The organism is Chryseobacterium sp. 27AL, assembly GCF_057815395.1.
This window is the reverse complement of the sequence record NZ_JBYRIW010000003.1, coordinates 235,668-256,651: the sequence shown is the minus strand read 5'-3', so window position 1 is coordinate 256,651 and position 20,984 is coordinate 235,668. Positions and strand designations below refer to the sequence as shown.

Below are 20,984 nucleotides of genomic sequence, written 5' to 3'. Positions count from 1 at the left end.
GATTAAAATCCGGGTACAAATCCGGGTTTTTACATTTCCGTAAGCCGTTAAAAAATTGTAGATTTGTGTGCATATAAATTCTAAGCAATGAGTAAAAGCATCGAAGAGTTAAAATCTCTTACTACGCAAATCAGAAGAGACATTTTAAGAATGGTTCACGCTGTGAATTCCGGTCACCCAGGTGGAAGCTTAGGCTGTACTGAATTCTTTACAGCGCTTTACGGGAAGGTAATGAACTATAAACTTCCTTTCTCCATGGAGGGTAAGAATGAAGATCATTTTTATCTTTCAAACGGGCATATTTCTCCGGTATTCTATTCTACTTTAGCCAGATTCGGATTTTTCCCGGTGGACGAACTGAGAACTTTCAGAAAATTAGATTCCAGATTACAAGGACACCCGACAACTCACGAAGGACTTCCGGGAATCAGAGTGGCTTCTGGATCTTTGGGTCAGGGTCTTTCGGTTGCTTTAGGTGCAGCTCAGGGCAAGAAATTAGACGGAGATACTTCTTTGGTATATACTTTACAGGGAGACGGTGAATTGCAGGAAGGCCAGAACTGGGAGGCTTTCATGTATGCCGCATCTAAAAAAGTTGACAATATTATTTCTACAATCGATTACAACGGACAGCAAATCGACGGAAGTACAGACAATGTACTTTCTTTAGGAAATCTTCATGCAAAGCTTGAGGCTTTCGGATGGACGGTTCTTGAAGAGAAAAACGGTAACGATCTTGAAGCGGTCATTGCGATCCTTGAAAAAGCAAAAACTGAAACCGGAAAAGAAAAGCCGGTAGCGATCATTCTGCATACTCAGATGGGTAATGGCGTTGACTTCATGATGGGATCTCACGCCTGGCATGGTAAAGCTCCTAATGATGAGCAACTGGACACAGCCTTCAAACAATTGTATTTAGAAGCTCCTGCTGATTATTAATAATAAATGATAAGTGATAATTGATGAATAATTTCCAAATCAATTATCACTCATCATTAATCAATTATAAAATTTAAAATCCTCATGAAATTTACATATACAGAAAAAAAAGATACACGTTCAGGATTCGGAGCCGGACTTGCTGAACTTGCAGATACTCATCCAAATGTTGTAGCACTATGTGCAGACCTTATCGGATCTTTAAAAATGGAGAAATTCATTGAAAAAGCTCCTGAAAGGTTCTTTCAGACGGGTATTGCAGAAGCGAATATGATGGGTCTTGCTGCAGGATTAAGCATTACCGGTAAAATTCCTTTTACAGGAACTTTTGCCAACTTCTCTACATCGAGAGTGTATGATCAGATTCGTCAGTCTATCGCTTATTCCAATAAAAATGTAAAAATATGTGCTTCCCACGCAGGTCTTACTTTAGGGGAAGACGGAGCTACCCACCAGGTATTGGAAGACATCGGTATGATGAAAATGCTTCCGGGAATGACGGTAATCAACCCTTGCGACTACAACCAAACAAAAGCCGCAACATTGGCAATCGCTGATTTTGAAGGTCCTGTTTATTTAAGATTCGGGAGACCGGTAGTTCCTGTTTTTATTCCTGAAGATATGCCTTTCGAGATCGGAAAAGGGATCATGTTACAGGAAGGAACTGATGTGACAATCGTTGCAACAGGCCATTTGGTTTGGGAATCTTTAGTGGCAGCTGATGAGCTTGAAAAAGAAGGAATTTCTTGCGAAGTGATCAATATCCATACAATTAAGCCTTTGGATGAAGAAATCATCTTAAAATCGGTTGAAAAGACAGGAAAGATTGTAACGGCTGAAGAACATAATTATTTAGGAGGACTTGGAGAATCTATTGCCGGAATGCTGGCAAGAAGAAAACCCACAAGACAGGAATTCGTTGCGGTGAATGATACATTCGGAGAGTCTGCAACGCCTGCTGAACTGATGAAGAAATATAAAATTGATTCAGCTGCGGTAAAAGAAGCAGTAAAAAGAATTTTAGCTTAATTACATAAGATTCAAATATATTTAAGTCTCCATTTTGGAGACTTTTTTTGTTATAAGGATTAAATTAATTTATAAAGTTTGGCTAAAGCCTTAATATATTGAAACAAGAAAGCTAAAGCCCGCTTCTATTGATATTATTAAAAATTATCTTTAATCTCTTTATCTTTTAGTATTTACAAAAATCATCTGAAAAACTTCCATTTCGGAATAATCGCCAACATCCCAAAACCTGTAAAAAGGAAAAGATTGGTCACATCTGTGTAAAGGAATGTAGACAAATAATAATTGTGCATAAAGAAATGTAAAACCAATAACGTGGGAAAGGCAAAAATCCCTATTTTACGGTAGAAAAACATTAAGACCAGACTTATAGCCATTAAGGCATCAACGGCAAAAATTACAAAGAAATACCATCTGGGGATGTGAAGATATTCGTGCTGCAAATATTCATCAAGATCGATTCCGAATCCCATTAAAGTAAACAGCATCAACGCTGCAAATGCCAGAATAAATCCCCATCCTTTTTTAGGATTTTCGTCAAAATAGCTGTATTCTTCCATAAGTACAAAAATAAAGAACTTATGAGAGATTTCATAAGTTCTTTTATATAATTCTTTTGAAAAATCAGATTATACAGAGATTGCGTTGATCAGTCTGTTTTTATCACTTAGGTATTCTTCCATAGAAATCATACTTTCCGTTCTCATTACATCCTGAATATCATCAATCTGATAGATAATTCTCTTGGCATCATCCGTATTTTTAGCTCTCACTTTGCAGAAAATATTATATTTTCCGGAAATAACGCTTGCTTCGATCACATTTGGAATAGTTGACAATTCTTTCAAAACCTCTTGTGTTCTGTTTGATTTTGTTAAAAGAATTCCGATAAAAGCCGTGAAATGATAGTCCAGCTTTCCGTAATCGATGTTAAGAGATGATCCCAAAATAATACCTGCATCCTCCATCTTTTTCACTCTTACATGAATTGTACCTGCAGAAACATCCATCTGCTTGGCAATTTCTGTAAAAGGCATTCTTGTGTTTTCTACTAAGAAATCAAGAATTTTCTTGTCTATTTCGTCCAGTTGATAGTTCATATTAGTTAAATTACAATTTTCTTAAAAAAACAATGTATTTTTTGCAAATTTATAAAAAATAATTTAACTAAAAAAATTATATCAAATATTAACAATAATTAACACGTATGAGAAAAATCATTATAGAATAAGGATTATTTTGTGGCTGATTTTGTGGAATCTGTTTTTATTTCTGTCTTATCCTCAGATGGTTTTTTATCTTTTTTCTTCTTTTTGAAAAAAGAATTAAAGCTCTTGCTCCAGACAATACCCCCTCCATAGGCCTGATTAGCAGTTCCGTTGGATCCGGCGCCATTAATGACACCAATATTTGACGGTTTTGAATAGCCTCTCAAAATAAGACTTCCGTCATTTTTTTTGGAAATATCGTATTCAATAGTTCCCTCTCCGGAGAGATAGTTGGTCTCAGTATTTTCAGTTTTGGTAAGAGGAATTCCCAAGCCGGTCTTTACTTTTACTCTCGGTGAAAGCGCAAAACTTACCCCCGCATTTGCACGGTCTCCGGTGTTGGAATACTGGTCACCTTTTACATAATTAAGGTCAATCTGGAACTCATTACTCATGGTATTAAGAACAGACCCTAATTGCTTTAAAAGCATATTGTATCCGGAAGATTCGGCAACACCTGCAACATCTACATCTACTCCACCGGTTTTAGAAACATTAAAGCTGTTTAGGAGCAATATAGACCCGAACTGCAGTACTTTTTCACCTTCCTGGCTCATTTTGGCTGCCAGTGTTTCTTTTACCTGACTGGAAACATCCAATGCCGTCACATCGAGATCAACTTTAGGATCTACAAGAGACTGTGTAATATTAGCCTGAAGCAGAATACTGATTGGCTGCAGGCTTCCCATATTCAGGTATTCACCTGCATTGGAAACCATTCTTACATAATTTGCCGTAATATCCAGCGCAGGCTTCATCGCATCACCATCCCATCTGATGCTGCTGCCTTTTTCGATCTGGAAAGTCTTGTTAAGGATTGCCTTAGAGACAAACGTTCCGTTTTCGACTTTATACGTTCCGTTCATGGCTATATTACCCTGACGACTCATCTGGAAACGCAGTTTTTCAGCAGCACCTTTTACCGTAATATTTCCAACATCATCGCCTATCAATACATTCACTGTAGTTCCTTTATCAACATCGAGGGCAAAATCAATATTCATATTGGCCCCGGATTTTTTCTTTTCTTCTAAAGTTACAAGACCATCTTTCCCTTCTTTAAGGAATCTCAGCATTTTAAACTCTTCTACATTGGACGTTGAACCAGAATTGAAAGTGAAAGTACTACCGCTAAGCGCTTTCATATTCGGAGTGGAAAGACTTAAGCCCGAAACCGGACCGTCAACATACAGATCTCCCTGTCCGTACACTCTTCCCCAGAAAAGATCATAGTCTTTCTGAGTTGTATTTAAGATTAATAAATTATCAGCACGCATCACCAGGTTGACGCCCAATGAAGAAAGGGTTTCAAACTGTATCGCTCCTGAAATATTTCCTTTTGAATTGGTTCTTCCGTCGTGAACTTCGATATTATTGAGAATAGCCAGACCTTTAGTTAAGGGAATTACCGTATCATCAAATGAATAATCTACACCTGTAAACAGGAGCTTAAGCCCGAATCCTTTCAAGGCAATATCCCCGCTATAATCCAAATCACTGAACTTTCCGGTAATTTTAAGATCTCCTGTTGCCTTACCTCTTAAATTATCAAAAACGGTAGTTACAAACTGTTGAGCGAAAGCAACATCAAAATCTTTCATTTCAGCCGTAAGATCAATTGTCGGTGAAGAAGTATTGTTATTCACCGTACCGGTCACATGAAGGCTGTTATTTCCGATAACACCAGCGGAGTTTACTTTAATATCTATATCGTATACATTTAATGAGAAACTGTTGGTTGCGGAAATCGTGATATCTCCCATGTCATTTCCGTTCATCATAATATTGTCGATCGTCATATCCACTAATGGCTGAAGCGTACTTTTATCCATCCTGATTTTCACATTTCCCTTGGCCAGACCTTTTATATTCATTGAATTTCCTCCCGGCTGCATTTCCATGAGTTTTTCAATGGCAAAATCGTTGACTTCCGCATCAAGATAAAAATCTTTGGCCGATTTGAACTGGGCTTCTTTTACAAACAATGCGCTTTTATCGGAATAGATTCTCAGATTTCTGATATCAAAATCTTTTTCCTTTTTACGGTAAGTGATAGAATGATTAAGCTCGGGACTCGTATCAATAGCCCAGGTCACATCATTGAATTTCACTTCCGTAGGTTCAAAACGGAAAACAAAATCACCTCCTGCATTGGTAGACTGATTGATATTGATAGCATATTCTTTCAGATTATCATCCAGTTCATCTTCGGGGCTTCCATGTTTAAATTTCGTTGCCAGATGAAGAATGGTATTATTTTCATTGCGGCCGCTCAATGTAAGATCTTTGATAATGTTTTTATTGTATTGCAGCCTATTGATCTTAGCAAAAATCTGCTCATTGAGATTTGCCGTATTGATTCTTACCATGACACTGTCTACCATCGCACTGTCTCTGGTGATATTGTCTCTCTCATTGATGGTATATGCAGGATTTGCGGCGGCCAGCGCTTTATCGGCCTCGGTGATTTCCTGTTTTTTTGTCATGATATATTTTAATGAGGCAGCATCCAGATTTAAAATAAGATTATTAGAATTTCCGTCGTACTGACCTTCAATTTTTGCGCCCTGCGGCAATTTAAGATCCGGAAGGAAATAACTTACTAAACCTTGCTGAACATCAAAGTTCATGGCAAAGCTCTGTCCTCTGTACATTCTTCTAGGAGCTGGTCCCACCAGGATTTTATTTAATCCGTTCTCAACCATTCCGGCGAGATCGCCAAGATTATATCTCCCTGAAATTTTACCGTTGGCAGCTCCCGGTGCATCAACATCGATGACGCGACCACCATTCTCAATAAAAGTTTTCAGCTTGGCACTTGGAATTGAATATTTCTGAGTCGCCGTAGCAAAATTTATCCCATTGGCTTCAACATCTAAAGTCAAATCATTGATTGACGACATGGCCATTTTTCCGTTTACTCTTCCGCTTAACACCTGGGTTCCGGGAGTATTGGTAAAGTAATTCATATTGAGATAATTGACATCCGCATTCACATTCATCGAAATTCTTGAAGTGCTGAAATCAATTAATCCCTTAATATTTGCTTTTGCCTGTTCATCATTGACTGTGATGAGTCCGCTATATTTTTTATGATCCAGAAGACCCTCCAGGTACACATTATTGATCTCTTTATTCATGATCTCAATACTGGTAATCCTGGATTTGGTGTTAATCCTCATGGTATTCACATCGAAGCTTTGACCATTGACATCAAATCTTCCCGAAATTAAACCTACTGATTTATTTTTTGTAATAACGGAAGTATTTAAATCTTTAACCTCAGCAATTCCGACATATTTAGGCATTGAGGAGCTGTAATCCGTTAAAGAAAACTGGGTGATTTTTGCCTGCCCGATACCTGTCATCAAATTTCCGCTTGCCACGTACACCCGATTAGGATTCACGCTTGCGGTTCCGTTATATTTTAATTTTCCAAAATCATCAGCAAAATTTTTCATCTTCTGGGAAATGAATGTAGGCATCATTGCTTTCAGATCTTTATAGGTAAAATCTGCAGAAAGATCATTGGTTTCAATTAAAAAATTACCTTTTAACAGCTTGTTGACCTTCATTGATTTTGTGGCAATATTCACATCAGGATTTCTGATCAGGAAATTATCAAGTTTAAAATCATTCAGAGGACCCGCCATTTTTCCGGAGATGTTAAACGGCTTAAAATTATCCCAGTTGGTCACAAAATAACTGATATCGTAGCCGCTCAACTGGCTTCCCTGGATCAGATTCATTTCCCATTTCACTTTATCGGCAAAATCTGACCATGATCCGTCGTCCTGAAGGTTAAATTTAATATCTCCCTGTAAAAGCGAATGATCTGTATTTAAAGTAAGGTCTTTTAAAGCAAGATATTCCGGAGTCATGGAGAATTCCGTTGAAAACGTGTCTACGAAATGGGATTTCCCCCATCTTTTTGTCGTAAAAGACATATTGTTAATAATTGCGGAAATATTTCTACCATTAACTTTTACGTTAGGCGCTTTAAGACTAAAATTAGTCGCTGTCAGCCATTTTCCTTTTTCACCGGGAGAATTTAAATTAACAATGGAAACTTTAGAATCCAGAATCTGCAGTCTCGAATCCAGCTGAAAAGGAGGTTTATTGGGATCTCTTTTCTTTCCGCTGTCGAATAATTGCGTGAAACGGATAAAGTTTGAAATACTGTCTCCTTTATAGGTAATGACTTTTACATCAGCATTTTTTAAGGTTAATGAATTAAAGCTTAACGAATTATTTTTAGTGATATTTCTAAACAGAGAAAGCCAGTTTGAATTGGCAATAAATTCTTTTGACTGAATAAAATCGTATCCCTTGTAGTCTTTGATTTTTAACCCTTTAACCTTTACATTTCCGAAAAAATTGACCTCAACACTTTCTGTTGACATCTGCGCTTTGAAATCCCGGTTTACAACCTGCAAAGCCTGATCTGCGGCCCATTGCTTGGTGACAGGAAGATTTATCGCAATAAAAATGGAAACCACAAGTCCGAGTCCAAGCCAGAACAGAATCAAAAGCAGACGCGCCCACCATGAGTAACTGGTAACATCTTTTACAGCCTGTTTTCCGAATTCTTCAGCAGTTTCCACAGGATGTTTAATGGCATCAGAAGCAAGTTCAGAAGCCTCTTTCACGGTCTCCTTTACTTTGTCTCCGGCATTTTCAACCACCTTTTGTACCTGATTACCTAAGTTTTCAGCTACCGATTTTTTGTTCTCATTCTCGTTATTATTCTCTAACTTTGCCATTATTATGAGCGACTCTATAATTTTAGGTATTGAATCGTCTTGCGACGACACATCAGCAGCTATCATCAAGGGAAATTCTATTCTGTCGAACATTGCTGCAAATCAGGCGATCCATAAAGAATATGGCGGTGTTGTTCCTGAGCTTGCATCACGTGCTCATCAGCAAAATATCATTCCGGTTGTTGAAAAATCTCTAACTAAAGCAAATATACAACAAAATGCAATTTCCGCGATAGGCTTTACCCGCGGACCCGGACTTTTGGGATCTCTTCTGGTAGGAACTTCCTTTGCTAAGTCTTTGGCAATGAGCTTAGATGTTCCTTTAATTGAAGTAAATCACCTCCAGGCGCATATTTTAGCGCATTTCATTGAGGATGCAAATCCTATGCCGCCGAAATTCCCTTTTTTATGCCTTACGGTAAGCGGTGGACACACAATGATCGTCCTGGTAAAGGACTATTTTGACATGGAAATTATCGGAAAAACAACCGACGATGCCGCCGGAGAAGCTTTCGACAAAATCGGAAAGATCTTTGACCTTGATTATCCTGCCGGGCCTATCATTGACAGGCTCGCGAAAGAAGGTAATCCCGATGCTTTTAAGTTCAATAAGCCGAAGCTTGAAAATTACGATTATTCTTTCAGCGGAATCAAAACCTCCGTATTGTATTTCATCCAGAAAGAAGTAAGAAAAGATCCGGACTTTATTAAAAATAATCTGAATGACCTGTGTGCTTCCGTTCAGAAATCAATCATTGAAATCCTGATGAATAAACTGGAAAAAGCAGCAAAAGATTTAGATATTAAAGAAGTTGCCATTGCCGGTGGCGTTTCGGCCAATTCAGCATTAAGGAAAGCCATGGAAGACAATCACGAAAAACTCGGCTGGAATATCTACATTCCAAAATTTGAATACACGACCGATAATGCCGCAATGATTGCCATGGTGGCTCAACTCAAATTTGAACGGGGAGAATTTACGGATTTAAGAACCAGTGCAACGGCAAAATACGATTTGTAATGAAACTATTCTACGGAGAGATTGAAGGAAATCAAGTAACGATCAATGATGAAGAACAACAACACATTGTAAAAGTTCTTCGGATGAAGGAAGGTGAAGAAATTCACGTAACCGACGGAAAAGGAAATCTCGCTTCCGGAAAACTGATGATTGAAGGCAAAAAAGCAAATATTGCTGTAGATCACATCAAAACCGATTTGCCAAACTTTCATCCTGCATTACATATTGCGATTGCTCCTACTAAAAATATCGACCGTATCGAATTTTTTATTGAAAAAGCGGTGGAAATGGGCATTTCAGAAATTACCATTTTACAGACTGAAAAAACAGAGCGCAAAAACCTGAATATCGATAAACTGAGAAAACAGGCAATAGCTGCTTCCAAGCAAAGTTTGAGATTTCATTTTCCGGTCATTAATGACAGCATTAAAATTCAGGATTTCTTAAAAAGCATCACTCCCGAAAATACTTTTGTAGCGCATTGTCATGAAAATCTTCATAGAATCACATTAAAGGAAATCCCCACACTCAACCACATCACTTTCCTTATCGGCCCTGAAGGCGATTTTTCCGAAAAGGAAATTATGCTCCTGGCTGACCGTCATGTAAAAGCAGTTTCTCTAGGAAATCAAAGATTGAGAACGGAAACTGCGGGCATTTTTGTTGCGGCGTGGAATTATTATAATTTGGATGTAAATGATAAGTAAGAATATATAGTATTTTTGTCAATTCCATCAAGCTATCACCTAATATTTACAATATTGAAACTCCACCACCATGGTTTTCAGCTAAAAAATCATCCCTTTCATCAAGTGAACTTCCATAGGCAAACCAGAAAGAATTTGAATTCTGAGCAAAAGAATCTCCCATAAAAGGAGACATAGCTTTTCTTCCGTCAGGATCTATAAAGCTAACAGGGTTATTTAAAGCATAGTTGTAAGGACTAAACCTTCTCGAGGTCTCTGCCAGTGGATCAATAACGCCCCATCTTGCGATATCCGACATATACATTCTCGCTCCATAATCGCTCCAGCCTGCTTCCTTCTGCAATTCCTTGCCATTATAAGCGTAATTATAGGCTGGATTTCCCGGCTGAGCATTGTATCCTTCATGCTTCAACCCAAAAGGATAATAATTGTTTTCTTCAAGAACTTCTGCGCTGCCACTGGTGTTTTTAAATTAACCACTAGTTATTTTACCATACTTTTATAGATAAAGTAATAATTAAACAATTTACTATTATAAGAATACCTATTAAAACTTGATTAATAATATTTCTCCTGTTTAAAAATCCATTAGCAAAAAGTGACATGATGAGAAAAAAATACACTAAGGATTTAATTTCTGGCATTTTATAATTAAATAAATTATAAATATTTTTAAAAATATTATTATTCGATGAACTATAAAAAATCCTAAAAGCAAAAATGATTAATGCTGTTATTGTATGTGATAAATATAATATTTTAATTTTCATTTTAATCTTATTATTTTCTATGGACAATTTGTCCCCCACTTAAATATCTGTGTGTAGATATATCAAATATAGAAATGTTAGTATATCCTCCTCCATTTGTCCCAATGATTACATTAACATTGACAGTTACACCTTTATCAAACATTGGATTGTGTTTATGTAGCTGATCATATCGATAATCAGCATTTTTATAAATATCCATTATTTGACCAAATCTATCGCCTTCTAAATTGATTGAAGTTCCAACGACACCTACTATTGCACCTACTACTGATCCTAAACTTGGATTAAATGCTTTAAATTTTTCAACAATATCTTTTACTGTTTTTAAATTATCAATAGCAAAACTACCGTAGCCAGCCCCTCCTAAATTATCACCTGCAGAGTCAAAGTATTCTTTCAGATTTCCTAAAAACTCCATTGTCCCTTGATATTCATCAGTCCAGTTTGCATGATCTAATTGATATTGATCTACACTTTCAATCGCTCCAAAATAAGAATTGGTTGTTTGTTGAAGATATTTTCTTTTCGGTGTTGGATCAATATTTCCAAACTTTGAAAAATCAATTCCTTGAAAATAGTCTGGTTCTGCAAGATAAGCCATGATGTCTTTGTACCATTGTGTTTCTCCGAAGGTGCCACTTGTTCCAGCCATTAAATTTCTAAATTCCTGCGTTTGCCCAAAAAGAGAAGATGTTGAAACTCCGCCACCATGGTTTTCAGATAAGAATTTTATCCCTTTCATCAACTGAACTTCCATAGGTAAACAGAAAGAATTTGAATTCTGAGCAAAAGAATCTCCCATAACAGGAGATGTAGCTTTTCTTCCATCAGGATCTATAAAGCTAACAGGGTTATTTAAAGCATAGTTGTAAGGACTAAACCTTCTCGAGGTTTCTGCCAGTGGGTCAATAATGCCCCATCTTCCGATATCCGACATATACATTCTCACAGGCTTCTCATCACCACCAAATCCCGAAAAATCAGATTGCGCAAAATCATACTCAGGGTTCACCACCTGCTGAAGGATATCATATGCTTCCTTCCCGGAATAAGTTTCGGGTGCTAATTCTGTATTATAAGAGCCTCTATCGCCACTTCCTGAAAGACCTCATCGTAAAATTTATGTACGGCTGTAATTTCCATCATATGATTTAAAGTCAAGAAGTATAACTCGACAAGATTTTTATTTACTTATATCTAGATTATTAAGTCTTTTATTATTAATAATCTCTTTAAATTTATCGATTGTCAGTTCCCTATATAAAATATTTTTATTAACATCATATATGTAATAAATTAAATCAGATTTATTAATCTTATTGGGTGTCATAGAATAAGTTGTATCTTTCGAAAAAACAATAAAATCACTATTGAATTTAAAGTCTACAGCTCCACTGTCTATGATTAGCTTGTTATTTTGCATAACTCTATTTTGACTGCCTCCTTCTGAAATAAATACATAATTTCTAGGAGCATTTTTATTTGAATCTGAATTATTGCAGCTATTACAAATAAGTAATAAGAGATAAAAAAAAATTATATTTTTCATATTTAAAATTTATGGGTAAACTCTTGTGGGTTTTAGTTGATGAATTATTGTATTACTTCCTTTGAAATTTATTTGGTATTGTATCCCGTCTCCAGCTTTCCATTTACCAAATACTGTTGCTGCATTTCTTATTGGACTGTCAAAAAAATCTCCATGTTGTTCAAAATTGTAAGTATCAGGAAAAATGATAACTTTATTATTTCCTAAGTATTTCATTGTTATATTACCTAATACACGGCCTTCACCAGAACTAAATAAGGTTTGAACAGTGTGTATTTCATCTTTTTTCCAACTTGAAGTATCAATAAAGTTTAAATCTAATTTACTTGCGTCTAAAGTTATAGGCTTACCTTTCCCATTTCGATACCAATTATTTGCTTCTTTTAAATTTATTCTTCCATCACCATCTAAGTCCCATTGTTCTTTTTGTTTTTTTTGCAAAGGTTCTTTCTCATCATTTCCAAATCCTGAAAAATCAATTCCTTGGAAATATGATGGTTGTGCAAGATAAGCCATGATATCTTTATACGTCTGTGTTTCTCCGAAAGTACCACTTGTTCCAGCCATTAAATTTCTAAATTCCTGCGTTTGTCTAAAAAGAGAAGATGTTGAAACTCCACCACCATGGTTTTCAGATAAGAATTTATCCCTTTCATCAAGTGAACTTCCATAGGCAAACCAGAAAGAATTTGAATTCTGAGCAAAAGAATCTCCCATAACAGGAGACATAGCTTTTCTTCCATCAGGATCTATAAAGCTAACTGGGTTATTTAAAGCATAGTTGTAAGGACTAAACCTTCTCGATGTCTCTGCCAGTGGGTCAATAACGCCCCAACGTCCGATATCAGCCATATACATTCTGGCACCGTAGTCACTCCAGCCGGTTTCCTTCTGTAATTCCTTGCCATTATAAGCGTAATTATAGGCTGGGTTTCCCGGTTGGGCATTGTATCCTTCATGCTTCAACCCAAAAGGATAATAATTGTTTTCTTCAAGAACTTCTGCGCTGCCATTGGTGTTTTTAAAGTAGCTAACTCTGATATTTCCTAAATGGTCTGTATAGCTGTAAATATATTGTTTTTCCAAAATCGTAGTAGCCTGCGGAAATCACTAACTTTGATACACACAGGAATGATTCTCAATCATTTGCATATGTTTTTATCGACAAAAAAAACCAAGAGTAGGGAATACCTACTCTTAATCTATATTAATTTATTATTGATTTTCAATAGGTTAATAATTGAAGACTATGCCATCACTAACTTTGATACACGACCCACGACCAGATTATTTTTTATTTATAAAATCTTTAAGCTGTTTCGGAACAGGAGGAAGCTTCTTGTAATTGTCAATGAAAACTCCTCCGTTTTGCTTTAGAATGAAAACGTTTGTTTCCTGATAATCTACATTATAGAACCATACTTGACCTTGATTATCAACATAAATAGCCCATTTCATATAATTGCTAATGGAATTATTAATATTTCTTTGATATAAAAGCTTATTATAATAATCAAAAATTCCATAAACAATAGTATTATCTTTAAATTCCTTTACAACAATACTAATATCCCTAAAATAATATATTCCAGGAGAAGATATAAATGTATTTTTTTTTACAAATACTGCTCTATCTTTATTAGTATTTCTGGTCAAATTAGAATTTTTATTACAACTAATAGCCAGAAATAAAATTATGATTAATGTAATTCTTCCCATTCTTTACTTTTTATTATAATTGTTTGAGTCCATTTAATTGTTATCCAATAATCTTTAGGGTGTGCAACTGCTCTTGTGAAACTATTAAAAGCTCTGTCTAATAAAACATTTTTATTATGATTTATTTGATCAGTCCATTTTAAATTATATTCAAAAATATATGAGTCACTCTTTTTATCATAAGTTCCATTTAATACATAACTAAAATATTTAGTCCCATGTAGCAAGCCATATCCTGTATTATATGTATTATCTATTTCAAAATGAAAATTACCAGATGTTTCAGAATATGTGCCTTTCTTCTCAGAGTACATCATATAGCTTCTTGCTAAAGCCCGTTTATATAATTCGTCCTTTATAAATCCATTTTTACTCATATAATTAGTCCAACTTTTATCATATGAAAAACTTAAATATTTCCCCGACCCTTCTAACCAATGATTCATTAATTGTTCTCCTTTCTTATCAAAATACCAAAAAGCTGCTGGATTTTCATGATTGCTTGTTCCTCCTCCAAACTGCGAAAAATCAATCCCTTCGAAGTAATCTGGTTGTGTAAGATAAGCCATGATGTCTTTGTACATTTGAGTCTGTCCAAAAGTAGCGTAGCCGCCAAAATCCGTACTCCAACCTGAGCCAGTGTTCCCGAAATAAGAATTCATTTCATTACTAAACACTTCCTCCGCCTGCAAAATAACTGGCCAGACCACCGCCGCCGCCGCTGTTTCTCCAGGCTCTATGCTCTGCTTCTAATTCTCTCAAATCGTTGCCTGCCCATTTTCTGCCATCGGGATCGGTTCTCATCACGGGGTTATTGCCTACATACGCATATGGCGAGAAAGAAGAATACATTTCAGAGAGTTGATCCATCCCAAACCATCTTCCGATGTCGCTCATATAGCTTCGCCATCCGTAATCATAAAACCCGGTTTCCTTAGCGATTTTTATTTATTAAGTCTAGGCAAAAGATCTATATAACACAAACCGTTTAAATTTGAAGTTTTATACAAGCCATACACTTTGGTTTTAGTAACATTACCAGATGGATCATGGATAACCTCCTTACAAACTTTAGTAGAATTGTCTAAATTTATACAGCTTGGAGTTAAATCTAAATAATTAATAACATTAAAGGCTTTTGCTCTTCTCTTATATTCTTCTTCATCAATTAACGGCTGAAACATAAAAGAAGGATATCTTTCACCTGCTTTTATAATATTATAACTGCATGCCGATTTCTCGGAAACTACTTTATAATATTCTTTTTCATAAGAAACATACACAAGATAATAATTGTTTACGGAATCTATTTTTTCTACTAAATATGATTAACTGATTCTCTATCCGCTATAATTACATTTTTATGTGTTTTGCAACTTAACAAGAAGCATAATATTAATAGGCTGAAAAAAATATGTTTCATGGTCGTTCCTGTATTTTCAAAGGAGGCAGGAAAAATTTGCCCTGTTTCTCTTCAGGTAATTTTTCATAACATAAACCTCTCAGGTTTTTGGTTTTGTATATATTATCCAGTCCCACGTCTCTGCAAACTTCTGTCTTTTCATCATCCATTTTAATGCAGTCGGGAACGTAATGCATTGAACCTATTTCATTATATATGTATTTCCCGGGTAAATAACTTTCTTTAATTATTAATTTTTCTAAGACAAACTCTGGATAACCTTTTCCAACCTCTATTTTATTACAATCAGATGTTTTTTCTTTTTTGGAAACGATCTTATACTTTGCGTCTCCTCCCTTTATATAGACAATATAATAATTGTTTATAGAATCTATACTGGATACTTTGTAATATTCGTTCCAAGCTGTTTTTCCTGCTAATTTCCATGTTTTGCAGGAAAAGAGCAGGAGTACAAATGCATTTAATGATAATAATTTAAGTATTTTCAGCGTCATCTTTTATTTATTAAGTCTAGGCATAAGATCTATGTAACACAAACCGTTTAAATTTGAAGTTTTATACAAACCATACACTTTGGTTTTAGTAACATTACCAGATGGATCATGAATAACCTCCTTACAAACTTTAGTAGAATTGTCTAAATTTATACAGCTTGGAGTTAAATAAGTGAGGTCATTAAAAGCTTTTGCTCTTCTCTTATATTCTTCTTCATCAATTAACGGCTGAAACATAAAAGAAGAATACCTTTTACTCGCTTGTATGATGTTAAAATTGCACGGTGATTTCTCAGAAATTACTTTATAGTATTTTTTCTCATAAGAAACATACACAAGATAATAATTGTTTATAGAATCTATTTTTTCTACTAAATATGGATTAACTGATTCTCTATCTGCTATAATTACATTTTTATATGTTTTGCAACTTAACAAGAAGTATAATATTAATAGGCTGAAAAAAATATGTTTCATGGTCGTTCCTGTATTTTCAAAGGAGGCAGGAAAAATTTGCTTTGTTTTTCTTCTGGTAATTTTTCATAACACAATCCTTTTAGGTTTTTGGTTTTGTATATATTGTCCAATCCCACATCCCTACAAATCTCTGTCTTTTCATCATCCATTTTAATGCAGTCTGGAACGAATCTTAATGGATCCGAAACTTTAAATATATAGTTCCTTGGAATATAATTTTCTTTAAGTATTAATTTTTCCAAAACAAACTCTGGATAGCCTTTTCCAACCTCTATTTTATTACAACCAGACGTTTTATCTTTTTTCGAAACAATCTTGTATTTTGTGTCTCCTCCTTTTATATAGATAATATAGTAATTGTTAACAGAATCTATACTGGTTACTTTATAATATTCGTCCCAAGCTGTTTTTCCTGCTAATTTCCATGTTTTGCAGGAAAAGAGCAGGAGTACAAATGCACTTAATGATAATAATTTAAGTATTTTCAGCGTCATCTTTTATTTATTAAGTCTAGGCATAAGATCTATGTAACACAAACCGTTTAAATTTGAAGTTTTATACAAACCATACACTTTGGTTTTCATTACATCACCCGAAGGATCGTCTACGGCTTCCTTACATACTTCAGTGGAATCATTTAATTTCAGACATCTTGGAACAAGATCTATATGGGGAGAGTTAATTATTGATTTGTAATCTGTTTCACTAATTAATGACTGAAATATAAAAGATGGATATCTTTCACCTGCTTTTATAATATTATAACTGCATGCCGATTTCTCGGAAACTACTTTATAATATTCTTTTTCATAAGAAACATACACAAGATAATAATTGTTTACAGAATCTATCTTTTCTACTAAATATGGATTAACTGATTCTCTATCTGCTATAATTACATTTTTATGTGTTTTGCAACTTAATACTAGGCATACTATTAGTATGCAGAAAAATATATTTTTCATGATTATTCTATTGTCAATATTGTTTTTCCGTTTGAGATATAGTAAACCTTAACGGCATCTGTAGGATGATTTAGCCAATTACTGGGAACAATAAGACCGTTTCTGTCCATAACATATTCATTTATTGCACCTGATTGAGGCCAAGCTTTATCATGTGATTGAAGATAAACAGAACCTGGATCTCCTGATTTGGGTGAAGATACTCCTGCACTTATTGATAGTAAAGCTCCTCTCAAGGCTTCATCCAGCTCATGCACGGCATCGTCTCCGTTTTTGCCATTAGCAGCAGACAGTTTTGCCAAAACCTCCGGGTTTACTTCCTGGTAGGCTTCTGCGGTATTTCCTGTTACTTTGTTACCCATAAATGCACCTCCTTTAAAAACATCTCCGGTAGAAGTTTTAAAGGTATTATTTGCTAAAACTTTTACCATCACAGAATGTTCGTCTATGGCGGCAACTATTCTTGCGGTAGCTCCGGTAAGCGGCCGCTTACATTTTTGGTATAGGTAAGATTTCCTGTTTCTTCATCATAATGCAGGGTAATACTGCTGCCTGCAGCAGCCTGCAACTGTGCTACATAAGCCTTTGCCAAATCACCTTTTATGTTTACATCTTTTACACCAGAAAGTGCACCCACAGAGAGCGTTCCCGAAGACTTTCCAAAACTGCTTCCAGTGCCCCAACCTGAGCCAGTGTTTCCAAAATAAGAATTCATTTCATTACTAAAACCTCTTCCTCCACTGGCAAAATAACTGGCAAGACCACCGCCGCCGCCACTGTTTCTCCAGGCTCTATGCTCCGCTTCTAATTCTCTCAAATCGTTGCCTGCCCATTTTCTTCCGTCGGGATCTGTTCTCATGATGGGGTTGTTGCCCACATAAGCATAGGGCGAGAAAGAAGCGTAATTTTCCGAGAGCTGATCCATCCCAAACCATCTTCCGATATCGCTCATATAGTTTCGCCATCCGTAATCATAAAAACCGGTTTCCTGAAGTTCCTTTCCATTATACTTAAAGTTATACAGGCTGTTTGTCCCAAAGACCGCTTTCTCTTCCCTTGGGATATTCATCCCAAAAGGGTAATAATCATTCTGGTCGGTAATCTCAATTCCGCTGTCTCCTTTTTGTATTACTAATTTCTAATTCGAAGTTACTCTTAATCATGCTCTAATATTTTTAATAATCATATTTTATTGCAAAAACCCAAAATAAAATACATAGGAATACAAAAATTAATACAATCCTTCTTGACTCTTTTACTATGTCTTTATTTGCATAAAAAGCATTTATTTTATCCGTTAAGTCATCATCGCCTATTAACCAAGAATCAAAATATAAATGACTATAAGCAATTGCTATCAATATAACATACATCCATTTTCCAATTTCAAATTTATTTCCAAAGAAAATTACAGCCGGGAAGATTGCCAAAAATCCTAGAACTCCTCCAAGAGTCATACCTGAATAAAAGTTTTTATTCTTATGTTCTTTATAATAAATATGTGTTTGAAGATAACATTCGTAATAAGCGTAGAGGTAAGCATTTTTAAGCTTATAAATTAAATTTTTCATATTACTCTTCAGGGTTTAAATAATCATAATGGTTACTTCCTCTATACATCGCTCCCCAAGTCCATATATTCCAATAATTTACATTGGTATTATCAATTCCTAAAGAAACTCCGGGTCCAACATAGGGAATAAAACCAGATGCAAAGCTAGCAATACCTCTAGTTATATAACCAGGGTGATGCGATACTCTAAATTGTTCAAATGAAATTAACAATCCCGCATAGGCAACTCCTTTTACTACTTTAGAATTATTTAATGCATTAATGGCTTTTACATTTTTTAAAAATTTCGTTCCCGATATATATTTATTACCATTCAAATAACCATTGCTCCTGTATAAATTATAAGTCTGGAAAATATTAGGTGCTTTTATCATCTTTCCTGCTTTTACAAGGTCATTAGATACTTGGGCGGTAGTTCCTAAGGTAATTCCAATTCCATTTGTTGCGTAAGATTGGAAAGTACTTGCGTTATTTAGTAATCCCCAATAACCAGATCCAATGTCATCTATATTCTCACTAGAATACGTCAGAGAATGCAGCACTCCAAAGTCTGAATCTGTATAGATCTCGTCTCCAATTCTGTAGTGTGTTTGGGTAATAGATCCCGACCACCATTTTATGGTATTCGATGCAAAAGAAGGAGCCGACATTGCCTGATAAAAATTCATTTTGGCATTTCCTGTTCCAAAATAAGAATTCATATCGCTGCTAAAGCCACTTCTTCCGCCTGCGAAGTAAGAGGCAAAACCGCCACCGCCTCCACTTTGGCTATCGCTTTTTAAGCTCCTCAGCACATCTTCCATCTCCTTCATATTCTCGTTATAAACAATCTTTCTTCCGTCGGGTCATTTGAATTCTGCACCAAAGCATTCGAATTTTCGAATGCTTTGATATAGAATCTCTTACATTATTTTAACTTTTGTAACTGTCTTCTTTTCAGAAGCTTGGTTGTTTCTCAAAGCCCTCTGTTTTTCATAGGGTTAATAGAGGGAGCCATCCTAATTTCTATTAATATGTCCCAAAATTAATTTTATGTAAATAGAATGTGGAAAAGAAAAAACTTGCCGTTATAAATAATATTATTATCCATACAATAATTCCACCAATTATATTTTTTCTTTTAGGCAATTCATCAAATTCTTTTTTATATCTTTTCCAAACACTGTCATAATAATCTAATGATATATAATTTGAGATTATAATAGCTAAACCCATTATATATAATAAATTTGAGTTTGATTCTGAACCACTTCCGTTAAGTATTTCATAGCAATTTTGAATTGTGAAAATAATCCAAAGTTCAAGAGCTATAAGTGCCAAGCTTGCTCTGAACTTACTGAAGAAATTTTCAAAAGGTGATGATGTCCATAACATTATTTTATATAATTTATAGAAAAAATAATAATACGCTTTTTTCATAATTTAAAATTTTTGTGATCCATAAGGGAAAATATATTGTCTAGGCATTTCTGGATTAGCATTGATAATACGGTCAAATTCTGCCTGTCTTCTTTCTGTATCTTTTATTGCTCCAGGATGCTCTGCATCACCTGCCCATCCACCTGGATAAAAAGCATCTACACCGAAGTACATCATCGCCGGTATTGCACCCACAGGAGTTAAACCATAAGCTCCCATTGCAGTATTAAAAATAAATTTTTCTCCTGAAATTTTTCCTTGTTTATAGGCATTATAGTCTAAAAATACAGCTAAACCAAAAGAAAACCTTCCAATTACACCCGCTACATGTGAGCCCTTAATAAAAGTTCTCCCGTTACCGTAAAATTTCGATCCTAAAAAATTTACAGGTGCATTAGGTCTTGCTGTTCCTATGTAAAATCTATTCACAAATGTATCAATTCCAGTTCCAGCAGCTCCAATGAACCAATTTATTTTTCCTGCATTAGAATACCAGTTTTTCGTAAAATCCTGCCATGCTGAGATCCCCACCGTATTCTCAATAGAATACGTCAGAGAATGCAGTATTCCAAAGTCTGCATCTGTATGGATCTCGTCGCCAACTCTGTAGTGTGTTTGGGTAATTGATCCTGACCACCATTTTATGGTATTCGATGCAAAAGAAGGAGCCGACATTGCCTGATAAAAATTCATTGTGGCATTTCCTGTTCCAAAATAAGAATTCATTTCATTACTAAACCCTCTTCCTCCACTGGCAAAATAACTCGCAAACCCACCGCCGCCACCGTTGCTTCTCCAGGCTCTATGCTCTGCTTCTAATTCTCTCAAATCGTTGCCTGCCCATTTTCTGGTCGTTTCTCATAAG

24 protein-coding genes and 1 pseudogene are annotated in these 20,984 nt (G+C 35.4%); 4 read left to right on the top strand and 21 right to left on the bottom strand.

What is annotated here, in order from left to right:
* The first annotated feature begins 87 nt into the window (after positions 1-87).
* Positions 88-939, top strand: a complete 852-nt coding sequence (locus tag AC3WV0_RS08640; protein WP_488845726.1) for a transketolase — start codon at positions 88-90, stop codon at positions 937-939.
* An 84-nt stretch (positions 940-1,023) separates the two neighbouring features.
* Positions 1,024-1,968, top strand: coding sequence for a transketolase family protein (locus AC3WV0_RS08635; RefSeq protein ID WP_488845724.1), 945 nt, complete (start codon positions 1,024-1,026; stop codon positions 1,966-1,968).
* A 182-nt stretch (positions 1,969-2,150) separates the two neighbouring features.
* Here AC3WV0_RS08635 and AC3WV0_RS08630 read toward each other — a convergent pair whose 3' ends face one another.
* The 3 genes from AC3WV0_RS08630 to AC3WV0_RS08620 all read right to left on the bottom strand — a co-directional run bounded on the left by AC3WV0_RS08630 (position 2,151) and on the right by AC3WV0_RS08620 (position 7,999).
* Entirely contained in the window at positions 2,151-2,528 is a 378-nt protein-coding gene (locus AC3WV0_RS08630; RefSeq protein WP_488845722.1) for a hypothetical protein, read from the bottom strand.
* Positions 2,529-2,597: 69 nt separating this feature from the next.
* Positions 2,598-3,068 carry an Lrp/AsnC family transcriptional regulator gene (locus AC3WV0_RS08625; protein ID WP_029298841.1) on the bottom strand — a complete coding sequence of 157 codons (471 nt, stop codon included), beginning with the start codon at positions 3,066-3,068 and terminating at the stop codon, positions 2,598-2,600.
* 134 nt (positions 3,069-3,202) lie between these two features.
* The gene (locus AC3WV0_RS08620; RefSeq protein WP_488845720.1) at positions 3,203-7,999 is read right to left on the bottom strand and encodes a translocation/assembly module TamB domain-containing protein; all 4,797 of its coding nucleotides are present in this window, start codon (positions 7,997-7,999) and stop codon (positions 3,203-3,205) included.
* 4 nt (positions 8,000-8,003) lie between these two features.
* Here AC3WV0_RS08620 and tsaD point away from each other — a divergent pair, with 4 nt between their 5' ends.
* Both tsaD and AC3WV0_RS08610 read left to right on the top strand, forming a co-directional pair.
* Positions 8,004-9,020 (top strand): tRNA (adenosine(37)-N6)-threonylcarbamoyltransferase complex transferase subunit TsaD, encoded by a 1,017-nt coding sequence (tsaD, locus tag AC3WV0_RS08615; protein ID WP_488845718.1) that lies wholly within the window; start codon positions 8,004-8,006, stop codon positions 9,018-9,020.
* Entirely contained in the window at positions 9,020-9,727 is a 708-nt protein-coding gene (locus tag AC3WV0_RS08610) for an RsmE family RNA methyltransferase (RefSeq protein WP_488845716.1), read from the top strand. Before tsaD ends, AC3WV0_RS08610 begins: the two co-directional genes overlap by 1 nt.
* A 46-nt stretch (positions 9,728-9,773) precedes the next feature.
* Here AC3WV0_RS08610 and AC3WV0_RS08605 read toward each other — a convergent pair whose 3' ends face one another.
* The 18 genes and pseudogenes from AC3WV0_RS08605 to AC3WV0_RS08520 all read right to left on the bottom strand — a co-directional run bounded on the left by AC3WV0_RS08605 (position 9,774) and on the right by AC3WV0_RS08520 (position 20,947).
* A complete protein-coding gene (locus AC3WV0_RS08605; protein ID WP_488845714.1) occupies positions 9,774-10,139 on the bottom strand; it encodes an RHS repeat domain-containing protein in 366 nt (121 codons plus the stop codon).
* A 368-nt stretch (positions 10,140-10,507) separates the two neighbouring features.
* Complete coding sequence (locus tag AC3WV0_RS08600) at positions 10,508-11,512, bottom strand: RHS repeat-associated core domain-containing protein (RefSeq protein ID WP_488845712.1); 1,005 nt, start codon at positions 11,510-11,512, stop codon at positions 10,508-10,510.
* 171 nt (positions 11,513-11,683) lie between these two features.
* Complete coding sequence (locus AC3WV0_RS08595) at positions 11,684-12,049, bottom strand: hypothetical protein (RefSeq protein WP_488845710.1); 366 nt, start codon at positions 12,047-12,049, stop codon at positions 11,684-11,686.
* Positions 12,050-12,784: 735 nt separating this feature from the next.
* Positions 12,785-13,154, bottom strand: a pseudogene (locus AC3WV0_RS08590) (RHS repeat-associated core domain-containing protein); the annotation flags it as partial.
* A 182-nt stretch (positions 13,155-13,336) separates the two neighbouring features.
* A complete protein-coding gene (locus AC3WV0_RS08585) occupies positions 13,337-13,768 on the bottom strand; it encodes a hypothetical protein (RefSeq protein WP_488845708.1) in 432 nt (143 codons plus the stop codon).
* Entirely contained in the window at positions 13,750-14,430 is a 681-nt protein-coding gene (locus tag AC3WV0_RS08580; protein ID WP_488845706.1) for a hypothetical protein, read from the bottom strand. Before AC3WV0_RS08580 ends, AC3WV0_RS08585 begins: the two co-directional genes overlap by 19 nt.
* Positions 14,431-14,437: 7 nt before the next feature.
* On the bottom strand, positions 14,438-14,710 hold the full coding sequence (locus AC3WV0_RS08575) for an RHS repeat-associated core domain-containing protein (RefSeq protein WP_488845793.1): 273 nt from the start codon (positions 14,708-14,710) through the stop codon (positions 14,438-14,440).
* Between the two features lie 2 nt (positions 14,711-14,712).
* Complete coding sequence (locus AC3WV0_RS08570; protein WP_488845704.1) at positions 14,713-15,051, bottom strand: hypothetical protein; 339 nt, start codon at positions 15,049-15,051, stop codon at positions 14,713-14,715.
* Positions 15,052-15,187: 136 nt separating this feature from the next.
* Positions 15,188-15,685 (bottom strand): hypothetical protein, encoded by a 498-nt coding sequence (locus AC3WV0_RS08565; protein WP_488845702.1) that lies wholly within the window; start codon positions 15,683-15,685, stop codon positions 15,188-15,190.
* A gap of 3 nt (positions 15,686-15,688) precedes the next feature.
* Positions 15,689-16,162, bottom strand: coding sequence for a hypothetical protein (locus tag AC3WV0_RS08560; RefSeq protein ID WP_488845700.1), 474 nt, complete (start codon positions 16,160-16,162; stop codon positions 15,689-15,691).
* Positions 16,159-16,656, bottom strand: a complete 498-nt coding sequence (locus AC3WV0_RS08555; protein ID WP_488845698.1) for a hypothetical protein — start codon at positions 16,654-16,656, stop codon at positions 16,159-16,161. Before AC3WV0_RS08555 ends, AC3WV0_RS08560 begins: the two co-directional genes overlap by 4 nt.
* A gap of 3 nt (positions 16,657-16,659) precedes the next feature.
* Positions 16,660-17,127, bottom strand: coding sequence for a hypothetical protein (locus AC3WV0_RS08550; RefSeq protein ID WP_488845696.1), 468 nt, complete (start codon positions 17,125-17,127; stop codon positions 16,660-16,662).
* Between the two features lie 2 nt (positions 17,128-17,129).
* On the bottom strand, positions 17,130-17,558 hold the full coding sequence (locus AC3WV0_RS08545; protein ID WP_488845694.1) for a hypothetical protein: 429 nt from the start codon (positions 17,556-17,558) through the stop codon (positions 17,130-17,132).
* Between the two features lie 26 nt (positions 17,559-17,584).
* Positions 17,585-18,229 carry an RHS repeat-associated core domain-containing protein gene (locus tag AC3WV0_RS08540; protein ID WP_488845792.1) on the bottom strand — a complete coding sequence of 215 codons (645 nt, stop codon included), beginning with the start codon at positions 18,227-18,229 and terminating at the stop codon, positions 17,585-17,587.
* A 73-nt stretch (positions 18,230-18,302) separates the two neighbouring features.
* Positions 18,303-18,698, bottom strand: coding sequence for a hypothetical protein (locus AC3WV0_RS08535; protein WP_488845692.1), 396 nt, complete (start codon positions 18,696-18,698; stop codon positions 18,303-18,305).
* 1 nt (position 18,699) lies between these two features.
* Positions 18,700-19,512, bottom strand: a complete 813-nt coding sequence (locus AC3WV0_RS08530) for a hypothetical protein (RefSeq protein WP_488845690.1) — start codon at positions 19,510-19,512, stop codon at positions 18,700-18,702.
* 196 nt (positions 19,513-19,708) lie between these two features.
* The gene (locus AC3WV0_RS08525; RefSeq protein WP_488845688.1) at positions 19,709-20,119 is read right to left on the bottom strand and encodes a hypothetical protein; all 411 of its coding nucleotides are present in this window, start codon (positions 20,117-20,119) and stop codon (positions 19,709-19,711) included.
* Positions 20,120-20,122: 3 nt separating this feature from the next.
* A complete protein-coding gene (locus AC3WV0_RS08520) occupies positions 20,123-20,947 on the bottom strand; it encodes a hypothetical protein (protein ID WP_488845686.1) in 825 nt (274 codons plus the stop codon).
* Positions 20,948-20,984: the final 37 nt, after the last annotated feature.

Coding starts and splice junctions, on each gene's coding strand:
- AC3WV0_RS08640 (WP_488845726.1), top strand. CDS start 88: ATGAGTAAAAGCATCGAAGAGTTAAAATCTCTTACTACGCAAATCAGA.
- AC3WV0_RS08635 (WP_488845724.1), top strand. CDS start 1,024: ATGAAATTTACATATACAGAAAAAAAAGATACACGTTCAGGATTCGGA.
- AC3WV0_RS08630 (WP_488845722.1), bottom strand. CDS start 2,528: ATGGAAGAATACAGCTATTTTGACGAAAATCCTAAAAAAGGATGGGGA.
- AC3WV0_RS08625 (WP_029298841.1), bottom strand. CDS start 3,068: ATGAACTATCAACTGGACGAAATAGACAAGAAAATTCTTGATTTCTTA.
- AC3WV0_RS08620 (WP_488845720.1), bottom strand. CDS start 7,999: ATGGCAAAGTTAGAGAATAATAACGAGAATGAGAACAAAAAATCGGTA.
- tsaD (WP_488845718.1), top strand. CDS start 8,004: ATGAGCGACTCTATAATTTTAGGTATTGAATCGTCTTGCGACGACACA.
- AC3WV0_RS08610 (WP_488845716.1), top strand. CDS start 9,020: ATGAAACTATTCTACGGAGAGATTGAAGGAAATCAAGTAACGATCAAT.
- AC3WV0_RS08595 (WP_488845710.1), bottom strand. CDS start 12,049: ATGAAAAATATAATTTTTTTTTATCTCTTATTACTTATTTGTAATAGC.
- AC3WV0_RS08585 (WP_488845708.1), bottom strand. CDS start 13,768: ATGGGAAGAATTACATTAATCATAATTTTATTTCTGGCTATTAGTTGT.
- AC3WV0_RS08580 (WP_488845706.1), bottom strand. CDS start 14,430: ATGAATTCTTATTTCGGGAACACTGGCTCAGGTTGGAGTACGGATTTT.
- AC3WV0_RS08565 (WP_488845702.1), bottom strand. CDS start 15,685: ATGACGCTGAAAATACTTAAATTATTATCATTAAATGCATTTGTACTC.
- AC3WV0_RS08560 (WP_488845700.1), bottom strand. CDS start 16,162: ATGAAACATATTTTTTTCAGCCTATTAATATTATACTTCTTGTTAAGT.
- AC3WV0_RS08555 (WP_488845698.1), bottom strand. CDS start 16,656: ATGACGCTGAAAATACTTAAATTATTATCATTAAGTGCATTTGTACTC.
- AC3WV0_RS08550 (WP_488845696.1), bottom strand. CDS start 17,127: ATGAAAAATATATTTTTCTGCATACTAATAGTATGCCTAGTATTAAGT.
- AC3WV0_RS08545 (WP_488845694.1), bottom strand. CDS start 17,558: ATGGTAAAAGTTTTAGCAAATAATACCTTTAAAACTTCTACCGGAGAT.
- AC3WV0_RS08535 (WP_488845692.1), bottom strand. CDS start 18,698: ATGAAAAATTTAATTTATAAGCTTAAAAATGCTTACCTCTACGCTTAT.
- AC3WV0_RS08530 (WP_488845690.1), bottom strand. CDS start 19,512: ATGAAGGAGATGGAAGATGTGCTGAGGAGCTTAAAAAGCGATAGCCAA.
- AC3WV0_RS08525 (WP_488845688.1), bottom strand. CDS start 20,119: ATGAAAAAAGCGTATTATTATTTTTTCTATAAATTATATAAAATAATG.